This window comes from Ruegeria sp. HKCCA5426 (genome assembly GCF_013034585.1).
In the GTDB taxonomy this organism is placed as follows: Bacteria; Pseudomonadota; Alphaproteobacteria; order Rhodobacterales; family Rhodobacteraceae; genus Ruegeria.
In genome coordinates, this window is the sequence record NZ_WQGH01000005.1 from 361,721 (window position 1) to 373,870 (window position 12,150).

10 protein-coding genes are annotated in these 12,150 nt (G+C 58.5%); 5 read left to right on the top strand and 5 right to left on the bottom strand.

The window, feature by feature from the left end; genetic code table 11:
- Window positions 1-1,461, bottom strand: coding sequence for an MORN repeat-containing protein (locus GOV87_RS11240; protein ID WP_171211807.1), 1,461 nt, complete (start codon window positions 1,459-1,461; stop codon window positions 1-3).
- Window positions 1,462-1,606: 145 nt separating this feature from the next.
- Between GOV87_RS11240 and GOV87_RS11245 the strand changes: the two genes are divergently transcribed.
- The 3 genes from GOV87_RS11245 to GOV87_RS11255 all read left to right on the top strand — a co-directional run bounded on the left by GOV87_RS11245 (window position 1,607) and on the right by GOV87_RS11255 (window position 5,283).
- Window positions 1,607-3,265 (top strand): NAD+ synthase, encoded by a 1,659-nt coding sequence (locus tag GOV87_RS11245; protein ID WP_171211808.1) that lies wholly within the window; start codon window positions 1,607-1,609, stop codon window positions 3,263-3,265.
- Window positions 3,266-3,534: 269 nt separating this feature from the next.
- Window positions 3,535-3,813 (top strand): hypothetical protein, encoded by a 279-nt coding sequence (locus GOV87_RS11250; protein WP_171122459.1) that lies wholly within the window; start codon window positions 3,535-3,537, stop codon window positions 3,811-3,813.
- A 141-nt stretch (window positions 3,814-3,954) separates the two neighbouring features.
- Window positions 3,955-5,283 (top strand): FAD-binding oxidoreductase, encoded by a 1,329-nt coding sequence (locus tag GOV87_RS11255; protein WP_171211809.1) that lies wholly within the window; start codon window positions 3,955-3,957, stop codon window positions 5,281-5,283.
- A gap of 3 nt (window positions 5,284-5,286) precedes the next feature.
- On the opposite strand, the gene GOV87_RS11260 is transcribed toward GOV87_RS11255, so the two are convergent.
- Complete coding sequence (locus tag GOV87_RS11260; protein WP_171211810.1) at window positions 5,287-6,219, bottom strand: MBL fold metallo-hydrolase; 933 nt, start codon at window positions 6,217-6,219, stop codon at window positions 5,287-5,289.
- A gap of 138 nt (window positions 6,220-6,357) precedes the next feature.
- Between GOV87_RS11260 and gltX the strand changes: the two genes are divergently transcribed.
- Complete coding sequence (gene gltX / locus GOV87_RS11265; protein WP_171211811.1) at window positions 6,358-7,683, top strand: glutamate--tRNA ligase; 1,326 nt, start codon at window positions 6,358-6,360, stop codon at window positions 7,681-7,683.
- Between the two features lie 78 nt (window positions 7,684-7,761).
- On the opposite strand, the gene GOV87_RS11270 is transcribed toward gltX, so the two are convergent.
- On the bottom strand, window positions 7,762-8,331 hold the full coding sequence (locus tag GOV87_RS11270; RefSeq protein WP_171211812.1) for a gamma-glutamylcyclotransferase family protein: 570 nt from the start codon (window positions 8,329-8,331) through the stop codon (window positions 7,762-7,764).
- 95 nt (window positions 8,332-8,426) lie between these two features.
- Between GOV87_RS11270 and GOV87_RS11275 the strand changes: the two genes are divergently transcribed.
- A complete protein-coding gene (locus GOV87_RS11275) occupies window positions 8,427-8,873 on the top strand; it encodes an Rrf2 family transcriptional regulator (protein WP_171122449.1) in 447 nt (148 codons plus the stop codon).
- A gap of 2 nt (window positions 8,874-8,875) precedes the next feature.
- Here GOV87_RS11275 and GOV87_RS11280 read toward each other — a convergent pair whose 3' ends face one another.
- Both GOV87_RS11280 and GOV87_RS11285 read right to left on the bottom strand, forming a co-directional pair.
- Window positions 8,876-11,404: an ABC transporter permease gene (locus tag GOV87_RS11280; protein WP_171211813.1), complete on the bottom strand. Its 2,529-nt coding sequence runs from the start codon at window positions 11,402-11,404 to the stop codon at window positions 8,876-8,878.
- Complete coding sequence (locus GOV87_RS11285; RefSeq protein ID WP_171124545.1) at window positions 11,401-12,096, bottom strand: ABC transporter ATP-binding protein; 696 nt, start codon at window positions 12,094-12,096, stop codon at window positions 11,401-11,403. Before GOV87_RS11285 ends, GOV87_RS11280 begins: the two co-directional genes overlap by 4 nt.
- Between the last annotated feature and the right edge of the window lie 54 nt (window positions 12,097-12,150).

Here is a 12,150-nt window from a genome sequence, read left to right on the forward strand (position 1 = left end):
TCAGTCAGCCGTGGGCGTGTCCTCTTCGGGGGTCTCTGTCGAAGGTGTTTCTGCAGGCTCTGCCACGTTTTCTTCTGGAAGCACTCCGTTTTCCCAGACACCGGATTCTTCCTGACCATTGGCGTAGCGTATGGTGCCGTCACCATGGCGTTTGTTGTCCAGAAACCCACCTTCGTAAACATCCCCGGTGGCATAGGTTGCAACCCCGGTGCCGCTTATTTTGCCATCGACCCATCCACCGGTATAGGTGAAGCCGCGCGGTGTTGTGATGGTGCCCTGTCCGTGGCGTTTTCCGTCAGAAAACTCGCCGTCATACACGGTTCCGTCAGGAAAGCTGGCTTTTCCTTTTCCCTGCCGCGCGCCTTCTGCCCAGTCGCCCTCGTACCAGTATCCGTTGGCAAATGTCAGAACACCCGTCCCGTGACTGAGACCATTTTTGAACTGTCCGGAATAGACAGCGCCATTTGGATAGGTTGCCTTGCCGGTTCCTTCAAACACACCGGCAATCCAGTCGCCTTCGTAGATGATTCCATCGGAATACGTATGCATCCCTTTGCCATGCGGCAGGTCCGCGCTGAAGTCACCCACGTAGGTCGAGCCGTCGGGGTAGGTCAGTTCGCCAAACCCTTGGATCTGCCCGTCCGCCCAGTCACCGTTGTATTCGAACCCGTCTGTTCCCAGAAAACGCCCTTTTCCGTGGCGCCGGTCGTCAAGGTAATCGCCGTCGTACGTCGCGCCATTGGCATAGGTTGCCTTGCCCTTGCCCTGACGCTGGCCATCCACAAGATCACCCTCGTAGAGGTCGCCGTTCGCCTGAAGCAAACGCCCCTTACCGGTCATGCGATCTTCGGTCCATGCGCCTGTATATGTCATGCCATCGGGAATGGTCAGCGTGCCCTGACCGTGGCGTTGGCCGTTCTGGACGTCCCCCTCATACACGCTGCCGTGTGCCGACGTGATCTTTGCCTTGCCCTGTTTGGTTCCGTCCACCCAATCGCCGTCATATACGTAACCGCTTGGGTCAGTCAGAACACCCTTGCCGTGATAACGCGCGTCTTTGAATGCGCCCTCGTAGATCACACCATTTGCATAAGTCGCAATGCCGTCGCCGTTGATTGATCCGTTGGCCCACGCGCCCACATAGCTGCCGCCGTCGGGATAGATAATCTTTCCCTGACCTTCCGGCTGGCCTTTCGCAAACATGCCTTCATAGACCGAGCCATTCACATATCGCGCAACACCTTTGCCCTGAATCTCGCCCTCGGCCCATTCGCCGGAATATTCGAATCCGTTTGGCAGGCGATAGGTTCCGGTGCCGTGGCGCAAACCATTCAGGAAAGTGCCTTCGTAAACACCGCCAACTTCGTCATCCGCGACAATCACCTGACCATCCTGCGCGGAGGCGGACAGTGTCATCAAGGCCATCGCAGTTGCGGCAATCGAAGTGCGGAATGCGTTCATGGTTGTTCAGCCTGCCCGGTTATCGTCCTTTTGCGCAAAACTAAGATACCGATGGGGGCAGGGCAACGGCTTTTGCCGCATTTGTCTTTTCCTCGCGGTGCGATCTGTTAAATGGCATTAGAACAGACGAGGGCAAGAGGGCAGCATGGCCGACCGATTCCGCATCACTCTGGCGCAACTCAACCCTATTGTGGGGGATATTAACGGCAACGCCGCCAAGGCTATCGCCGCATGGGAAGACGCGCGCGAGGCCGGGGCCGACATGGTTGCGCTGCCTGAGATGTTCATTACCGGCTACAATACGCAGGATCTGGTGATGAAGCCTGCGTTTCATCGGGCTGCCATGGCTGCAATCGAAGAACTGGCTGCCAAATGCGCTGACGGACCGGCAATGGCCATCGGTGGGCCTTGGGTCGAGGATGAAAACCTTCATAACGCCTACCTGATCCTCAAGAATGGCAAGATTGGCAGCAAGGTGCTGAAGCACCACCTGCCCAACGAGACAGTATTTGACGAAGTCCGGTTGTATGACTCAGGCCCGCTAGGCGGCCCTTATTCTGTCGGCAATACGCGAATAGGCAGCCCTATCTGTGAAGACAGTTGGCACCCGGATGTTGCCGAAACGCTCGAGGAAACAGGTGCCGAATTTCTGCTTGTTCCCAATGGTTCCCCATATTTTCGCAACAAGTACGATGTGCGCCTGAATCATATGGTTGCGCGGGTTGTCGAAACGGGCTTGCCGCTGATCTACCTCAATATGGTCGGTGGACAGGATGATCAGGTTTTTGACGGTGGCACATTTGGCCTGAACCCTGACGGCACACTTGCCTTCAGAATGCCGGTCTTTGACGAAGCCCTGCGCCATGTTGATCTTGAGCGTGGTGATGAGGGGTGGCGGATCGCGCCCGCTGACGTTGCGCCGCAGCCTGATGAATGGGAGCAGGACTATCGCGCGATGGTTCAATCGTTGCGTGACTATATGAGAAAAACAGGCTTCCCGAAAGCGCTGTTGGGATTGTCGGGGGGCGTCGACTCGGCCCTTGTTGCGGCAATCGCCGTGGACGCGATTGGAGCCGAGAATGTCCGCTGTGTGATGTTGCCGTCGGAATATACCAGCCAGGAGTCATTGGATGATGCCGAGGCCGTCGCCAAGGCGCTGGGTGTTCACTATGACTTTGTCCCTATCTCGGACAGCCGGGCTGCGGTGACAGAAACGCTGACGCCGCTATTTGCTGGTCGAGATGCGGACCTGACGGAAGAGAACATCCAATCCCGGTTGCGCGGGTTGCTGTTGATGGCGATCTCGAACAAATTTGGCGAGATGCTGCTGACCACTGGCAACAAGTCCGAAGTTGCCGTTGGGTATGCCACGATCTATGGCGACATGAATGGGGGCTATAACCCCATCAAGGACCTGTACAAAACGCGTGTGTTCGAGACATGTCGCTGGCGCAACGCCAATCATCGTGACTGGATGTCCGGTCCATCGGGCGAGGTGATCCGGCCTTCCGTGATTGACAAACCCCCAAGTGCGGAACTGCGCGAGGATCAGAAAGATAGCGATAGTTTGCCGGATTATCCTGTTTTGGACGCGATTTTGGATATTCTGGTGGATCAGGAGGGGTCTATTGCGGATTGCGTCGCGGCTGGTTTCGATGGCGACGTGGCGCGCCGGGTCGAGCATCTGATCTATGTCAGCGAATACAAACGCTTTCAGTCCGCGCCGGGGACACGTTTGACCAGCCGTGCCTTTTGGTTGGATCGCAGATACCCAATTGTGAACCGCTGGCGCGACCGATCCTAAAGGTATCGCGGGCCGCAAAACGTCTATTTTCGGATACAAACTACCCCCATTCATCGAACTGTTTCCAAATCCCATGGGTTTGTGGCCGCTTCCCTTGGGAGCAGGGGTGGCTGCTTGATGATCTGACATCTTTTCGCCATAGTTTTGTTGAATTATCGCCTCATGTGGGGCGGGTGTGACGCATTGCACTGGGCCACGAGCCTTTGACAGCTATCTGGCCAAATGCGGAACACTGATATGGGTTTTGGTTGTAATGGTCTGGTACGATTATGCGTGAGGAATACGATAAACCTCTCCACTCGCCTTTGCCGTGGAAGTCGATGGAATCCGAAGGGCAAACGCTGGACGAGGCGAAGATTGACACTGTCATAGCCGACCTCCTGAGCGAGGAGACCTCTTTTCGGGCGGTCCAACCCGAATTCGCGCGGCCCACTGAAACCGCAGAGTTGGACGCCGAAGACGAAAAGGTTGACGATCCTTCGGAAACGGTCATCGGTTTCACGTCTGCCCTGCGCCAGAAATGGGCTGAATTGGTCGGCGCTGCCTGAACGTTTCGGTCGCGACTAGAAGCGAAGCGTGCGCAGCGGCCACATATCATCAAAATAGTGTCAAACTCGACTTCGGTCGTATTGCTTCGGCACGATTGAAGGGCATTCATTGCTGTCGGAGCAATGAATAATGAGCGGTAAATGCCCGGCCCAAAACCTATTCCTGTCGAACCTGATCTGAGCTTACCCAAAGCCGTGGACGTCGTTGTCATCGGGGGTGGAATCATCGGCTGTGCTACCGCTTTAGAGCTGTCAGAACGCGGCCTGTCGGTGTTGCTTTGCGAAAAGGGTCATATCGCTGGCGAACAGAGTTCTCGTAATTGGGGGTGGGTTCGATTGGGGTTGAGGGATCCTCGGGAAATTCCATTGATGATCGAATCTCAGCGCTTGTGGGATGATCTGGACCGTAGGACCGGTCGAAGAACAGGTTTTGTCCGCTCGGGAATTTTGTTTGGTGCATCGGGCCCCCGCGACCGCAACAACCTAGAGCGCTGGCTGACCCATGTAGACGGGCTGCAGACAGGTGCAAGAATGGTGTCCGGGGCAGACCTGAAAGAGCTTTTGCCGGGGTGTTCCACAGATTTGGACTGGGCCTTGCATATGCCGCAGGACGGCCGTGCCGAGCCGCAATGGGCCGCGCCTGCCATGGCCGAAGCTGCGCGCGACCGAGGTGCTTCGGTGATGACCAACTGCGCGGTACGCAGCGTGGATGCGCAAGGCGGTCGCGTCGCAGGTGTCTTCACCGAAAGGGGGCGCGTGGCCTGCACACAGGTCGTGCTGGCCGGCGGTGCCTGGTCGCGTCTTTTTGCTGAAAATGCGGGGATCGACTTGCCGCAACTCAAGGTGTTGAACACGGTGCTGCGCACTTCGCCCGCTGACGGACCTGAAACGGCATTGTGGTCTGATGACTTTGCCATAAGAAAACGCGCGGACGGGGGCTATTCCATTGCCTCGGGGCACGAAAACACGGTCGATATCGTTCCTGACAGTATTAGGTTGGCGCGGCGATTTCTGCCGGCCTACAGGCAAGAGTGGCGGTCGCTGCGGTTCCGCTTTTCCAAACGATGGGCGGCTGAGGCACAACAGGACCGGAGGTGGCTGCCCACGGATGTCACGCCGTTTGAACATTGCCGCGTTCTGGACCCGGAACCGTCACGCAAAGTTCTGAGACAGGTTTGGTCACGGGCCAGCAAAAGCGTACCTGCATTGAAGCAGGCAGAGATTGTTCAAAGCTGGGCGGGCTTGATTGATGTGACCCCAGATGCAATTCCGGTCATGTCGAGCGTCGACGAGATGCCCGGAATGTTCATCGCCACGGGATTTTCGGGCCACGGGTTCGGTATCGGGCCCGGGGCAGGGCGGTTGATGGCCGATCTTGTGACCGGAGCCGCCCCATGCGTGGACCCGGCCGCGTTTCGTCTGTCTCGGTTTACAGACGGCTCGAAGGTGCGGCCGGATCCTGGATATTAGGGGTTAGCCCATCATCTGATAGCTGACCGGGACAAAGCGGAATCCGTCGCCGCGGGTTTCGACAAACCCTGCTGACGGGAAGGGCATGTGATACCCGATCATCGGTACTTTGTCTGCGGCCAGCATTCCCAGCACGTTGCGCCGTGACTGCGTCGCTGCGGCTTTGTCCATGTCAAAACGGACCTCCCATTCCGGATGCGCGAAAGACCAGACATAATGGTTGGCCAGATCAGCGGTCAGCACCAGACGCTGGCCGTTGCTTTCCAGATGATAGACCGTGTGGCCCGGTGTATGTCCATATGCAGCCACGGCGGTAATGCCCGAGGTGACCTCGCCGCCGTCCTCGAGGAACGACATTTTCTCGGCCTGCGGGGTGACTTTGGCGGCCACCAGATCGCCAACGCGGTTCCCGGCGTCTTGCGCGGCCCAGAAATCATATTCCGGCGATGCGGTCACGAAGCGCGCATTTGCAAAGGTGGGCGCATCGTTTGTGGTCATGCCGCCGATATGGTCGGGGTGCATATGGGTGATCACAACGACGTCGATCTGATCTGTAGACACCCCCGCATCCGCCAGCGCGGCCTGAATGCCGCCTTGGCCCAGCCCTGTGTCGAACAGAACCAGCTCGGACCCTGTATTGACAAGCGTCGGGGTGAAGAAGAACTGTGCTACGTCGGGTGAGATGAAATTATCGGCCGAGACCTTGGCGAAATCCTCATCCGAGGCGCCTCCGCCAAAGATTTCCTTGGCGCCATCGCGGGGCAGACTGCCATCCAGCAGGGTTGTGACGGTAAAATCACCTAGTTGAAAGGATTTGGCGATGGTCGAGTTGGCCTTGGTTTCAGTTCCCGCAGCCAGAAGCGGGGTTGCCGCTGATGCAAACGGCAAAGCCGCCGCAGCGCCCAGAGCGGCCCGGCGGGTAAGTTTAACGGTCATTTTTGATCTCCCTGTGTATCCCAGCAGGTGAAAGATAGGTCGTCGATATCAACTTGCCACTTGAAGTTACCGTGAACGGGGCTGCGGCTGGACAAAACGCCCATCCTGTGACAAGAGCCGCGCCAACAGGAGACACCTATGACAACCACCCGTTTCGCCCCGTCGCCCACCGGTTACATCCATGTGGGCAACCTGCGCACCGCCCTGATGAACTATCTGATCGCCCGCAAGGCTGGCGGCACGTTCATCCTGCGCATCGACGACACCGACCCCGAGCGTTCGAAGGAAGAATATGTCGACGCGATCAAACAGGATCTGGAGTGGCTGGGCCTGCATTGGGACCGGGTTGAGCGTCAGTCTGACAGGCTGGACCGCTATGCCGAGGCTGCCGACAAGCTGCGTGAGATGGGCCGGTTCTATGAGGCGTTCGAGACCCCGACCGAGCTGGATCTGAAGCGCAAGAAACAACTGAATATGGGCAAGCCTCCGGTCTATGACCGCGCGGCGTTGAACCTTAGCGATGCTGAAAAAGAGGCCCTGCGCGCCGAGCGTGGCAACGGCGTCTGGCGCTTCAAGCTTGATCACGAGCGGATCGAGTGGAATGACGGCATTCTGGGCGACATCTCGATTGATGCGGCATCGGTTTCTGACCCAGTGCTGATCCGCGGCGACGGGCAGGTTCTTTACACAATTGCGTCGGTTGTTGATGACACTGAGATGGGTGTGACGGACGTGGTGCGTGGCTCGGATCACGTGACCAACACCGCGACGCAGATTCAGATCATTGAGGCGCTGGGCGGCACATGCCCGCGCTTTGCGCACCATTCGCTGTTGACCGGCCCTCAGGGTGAGGCGCTGTCGAAACGTCTGGGCACGCTGGCGCTGCGCGATCTGCGCGAACAGGGTGTGCAGCCGATGGCTCTGTTGAGCCTGATGGCGCGTCTGGGCTCGTCCGATCCGGTCGAATTGCGCTCGGACATGGCCGAGCTGATTGACGGGTTTGATATTGGCCGTTTCGGTGCGGCCCCGACCAAGTTCGACGTGCAGGACCTGTTCCCTCTGACTGCAAAGCACCTACAGTCTTTGCCGCTGGCGGATGTTGCCGACGCCGTGGCGGACGCTGGTGTACCGACGGAACTGGCTGAACCCTTCTGGGCCATGGCGCGCGAGAACATCACCACGCTGGCCGATCTGAAAGGCTGGTGGGAGCTGTGCCGCGATGGGGCCGAGCCATTGATCGCTGACGAAGACCGTGAGTTCATCGCCGAGGCTGTTGCGCTGCTGCCCGAAGGTCCGTTCGATGGGGAAACCTGGGGCCAATGGACGAGCGCCGTGAAGGAGGCCACAGGCCGCAAAGGCAAAGGTCTGTTCATGCCCTTGCGCAAGGCGCTGACGGGTATGGAACGGGGTCCCGAGATGGCCGCCTTGTTGCCATTACTGCAAGTGATCCGCGCGCGGGGGTGATGAACGCGCCTTGTGGCGCGTGTCTCCGACGGAAGTATTTTTTAACAGAAGAAGGGCCGGGGTTTGACCTCGGCTTTTTTATTGGGCGTTGACGATGGTTGCAGAGAGATGCTGTAGGCGGTCGTCGACAAAGCGCGTTTCGTCGGGTTTGAGCTGTTGGTGGCGTGGGTAACGTGGCTCGGCCCGATCGTTCAGGATCGACGCGTCCCACCCGCCAGTGGTGGTAAAGAAACGTTCGGCCCCTTCTTCGCCAAAGGCGCGCAGATACCCCTGAACGACGACGTCAATATAGCTGAGCAATAGCGGGTGTTGGTCCGTCGGCTCGCCGTGCCGTTCATGCGGAACGGCATATACGGCGATCTCAACATCGTGGGTCAGGGGATGCGAGATGGAATGCGTCGCGGGTACGCGGTCGTAGGCCCATTCCCGTTCATCCAGCGCGGCCCAATCGTTTTTGGGAACATGGGCGATCATGCCGTCGATTTCAGAGTCTGTGTCCGGAACCGCAGTCAGAAAAGCGACAGGGCGCAGGTCTGTATGTTTCCATGCGCGTCGCCACCCCTTTAGCCGGGCGGGGCGGGGATCGGGAAAGTCGTGGGTGGCGAGGTTCACGAGGCTGCCGTAGCCAAAGAAATAGGGATCTGCCATGTCTTCCTGTGTTCTGCTGGGGCAATTGATGTATGTCAAACCGCCTTTTTGCCAGACATGCAATAAGATCCCATCTTGAAATTTGGGAGGCCATCATGCGCATCACCAAAAGGACGAACATAGCAGTGCGCCTGTTGATGTATTGTGCGGCGCATCAAGACAGGTTGGTGACCAAGTCCGAGATCGCCGAAGCCTGCAATATCTCGGAAAACCATCTAGCGCAGGTGATCAATCAACTTAGTCAACTGAATTACCTCAGCACGCAACGCGGGCGGAACGGTGGTCTGGCGCTTGCGCGTCCGGCCGATCAGATCCGTATCGGGTCGGTTTTCCGCCATGTGGAGGGCAACCTGCCGCTGGCAGAGTGTTTTGCGGATGCCGATAATACCTGTCCGTTGACAGATGCCTGCCGGTTGCGACTGGCGCTGCAGGATGCGGCCGAAGTATTCTATGCCTCGCTGGATGAGATCACTTTGGACGCGCTGGTGTGTGACAACGACCAGTTGTTGAAAATTCTGCAACCGGTGGCCTGTGCAAGGTAAGTTTAATCGCTGGCTCGCAGTATGCGGGCCGGGCGCACCGCAAGGGGGCGCAGGGCAAAGACAAGGCCCGCGCCCAGGGTCACGAAGATACCGGCCAGTACGATGCCGATGGCCGAAGGCCAAATAACGGTAAAATCCGCGTCAAAGATGAATGTCGCCACGGCCCATCCCCCCAGAACACCGGCCAGCAATGCGACGGAGCCTGCCGCAGCCCCCAGAAGTACTGCGCGCAGGGCAAAGCTCAGCAAAATGCGGCGTCTGTCGGCGCCCAGTGTCTTAAGGATTGCGGCCTCATACCTGCGGGCGGGTTCGCCTGCGGCGGCTGCGCCGATCAACACCAAAAAGCCTGTCAGTAGCGAAACACCTGCCCCGTAAGACGTTGCCGCCGCCAGACCTGCCAAGAGGCCCGACACTCGGTCGATCGCATCGCGCACGCGGATCGCGGTGATATTTGGAAACTGCCCGGCCAGATCGCGCAGAATGGCGGCTTCGGCCTGTTCTTCGGCATAGACGGTGGCGATGAAACTATGCGGTGCACCGGCAAGGGCTGACGGGTTCATGGACATGATGAAACCTATTCCTGCGGTCGAGAAATCTACTTCACGCAGTGAGGTTAATTTGGCCGTAATATCACGCCCCAGAATGTTGACCGTCAGTTCATCACCGAGCTTTAGGCCCATTTCCTCGGCTTCTTCGGCTGCAAAGCTGACTTGGGGGCCGCCCGAGTAATCTTCTGGCCACCATTGGCCTGCGGTAATCCGTGTGTTTTTTGAGGGCAGCGCCGAATACGTCACGCCGCGATCGCCATCCAGAACCCAATGATCACCAGCTGTGTCCCGCGCCGGGCGTCCGTTGATCTGGGTGATGATGCCCCGCAGCATCGGTGCGCTCTCTACGCGGGTGACGGCTGAATCTTTTGACAATCGGTCAGAAAAGCCGGGCATCTGGTCTTTCTGAATGTCGACGAAAAAGTAGGATGGTGCCACGTCCGGCAGGTTTCCTGAGATTGCATTGCGCAATGTCCCGTCGATTTGTCCGACTGCCGCCAATACAGAAAGACCCAATCCCAAGGACAACACGACCGAAGCTGCGCCTTCGCGGGGGTTGGAAATCGCGGCCAGCGCCCAGCGTAGGGCGGGGCGACCACGGGCCGGTTTCGCCGCGAGGCGTGAAAGCCTACGGACACCCAGTGCAGAAAGCGACAAAAGAAGTAGCGCGGCAATCAACCCTCCGCTGGTCCACAGCGTCAGGCGCGCGGACCCGCTGAACCACGCTGCGGCTGAAATCAGCAGCACCAGACCAATGCCAGTCGCAATCACATACACTGGGCGGGGCAGAACCCTTGCCGAGGTCAGGGCATCGCGAAACAAGGTTGCGGCGCGGACTTCTTCTGTTCGGGCCAGTGGCCAAAGTGTGAATAAAAAGGCAGTCAAAAGCCCGTAGAGCGAGGCCTCTGCCAAGGGCTGCGGGTAGAGTGAAAAAACAGCGGGTACAGGCAGGCGGGCTTCGATCAAAGGCGCCAAGACCAGAGGCGCAACTCCGCCCAATATCAGGCCCATCACGATGCCAATGCCGGACAGGATACCGATCTGGATCATATAGGTTTGAAAGATGGTTGCTTTATCTGCGCCCAATGTCCGTAGGGTTGCGATTGTTTCGGTTTTCTGGGCGAGATAAGCGCGCACTGCGGCGGAAACACCGATGCCGCCGACTGCCAGACCGGACAACCCGACCAAAACCAGAAAGGCGCTTAGTCGGGCGACGAATTCGGAAATTCCCGGTGCTCCGTTTCGTGCGTCGGTCCAGCGCATGCCAGTTCCGTCAAAGAACGTCTGTGCACTTGCCGATAGCGTTCCGAGATCAGCGTCTTGCGGCAGCTCCAACCGGTATTTTGTTGAAAACAGCGTTCCCGGTGCCAGCAGTCCAGACGACTGAAGATCCTTTGTGCGGACCATCGTTCGCGGCCCCAACCCAAACCCGTCTGCGGCCCCGTCCGGCTCATGCAGCAGGGCTGCCATCAATACAAAGTCCTGAGTTCCAAGCGTAACTCGGTCGCCTGTCGACAAACCTAACCTGTCGATCAGAATTCGATCCATGACGGCACCAGGCAGTACCCCTTGCCCATCCATCGCGACCGAGAGCGGCATCTCGGGCTCCAACACGGGCGACCCCAAAAGCGGATAGGCGTCATCAATAGATTTCACCTGTGTCAGGGCGCGTTGCGTTTCGCCGTTCAACTGGACAACGGCCATTGAGCGGAAATCTACGACCTCGGACAGGGCTTCTGCCGTTTTCTGCATCCAGGCGCGTTCGTCGTCATTGGCAAAGCGGTAGGTGAACTCCAACTGGGCATCGCCACCCAAAAGGGACGCGCCTTCTTTGGACAGTCCAGTCTGGATGGCGTGGCGAACGGATCCGACTGCGGCGATTGCCGCGACCCCTAACGCCAGACAAGCGAGGAATACTTGAAACCCCCGCAGCCCACCGCGCAGTTCGCGACGCGCCAAACGCGCGGCAAGGCGCAGGCTCATTCTGCGGCCTCTTGCTGCGTGTCTTCGGTTATGCGCCCGTCGCGCAACCGGATCACCCGGTCACATTTCTGGGCCAAGCTGTGGCTGTGTGTGACCAGTATGAGGGTGGCGCCATGTCGATCCCGTAGGTCGAGCAGCAAGTCAACAATCGCAGTACCGTTTGCTTCATCCAGATTTCCGGTGGGTTCGTCGGCCAGCAATATCTGAGGGCGCGGCGCGACGGCGCGTGCAAGGGCGACGCGCTGTTGCTCACCGCCCGATAGTTGCGCGGGGTAGTGATCCCGACGATGCGCCAGCCCGACGGCCTCTAGTTCCGTTTCTGCCCGCGAGAAGGCATCGCGATGTCCGGCCAGTTCCAACGGCGTGGCGACGTTCTCTAAGGCCGTCATCGAGGGGATGAGGTGGAAGTTCTGGAAAACAACACCCATCGCGCTGCGCCTGAAACGGGCCAGTGCGTCTTCATCCATGTCGGTCAGATCGTGATCCAGCACGGTAATCCTGCCGCCTGTTGCCTGCTCCAACCCGCCCATCAGCATCAGCAATGACGACTTGCCCGACCCGGACGGGCCAACCAGACCCAGCGTTTCCCCCTTGTTTACCGATAAATTGATGTCGTGCAGAATATCCACCCGACCGGCATTGCCATCCAGCGACAAAGCAGCATTTTGAAGCGAGAGTACTGGTGATGTCATAGGTCAATCCAATCGGAGGCGGTCAATTGGGATATGGAGCGGTTGGGATTTTGC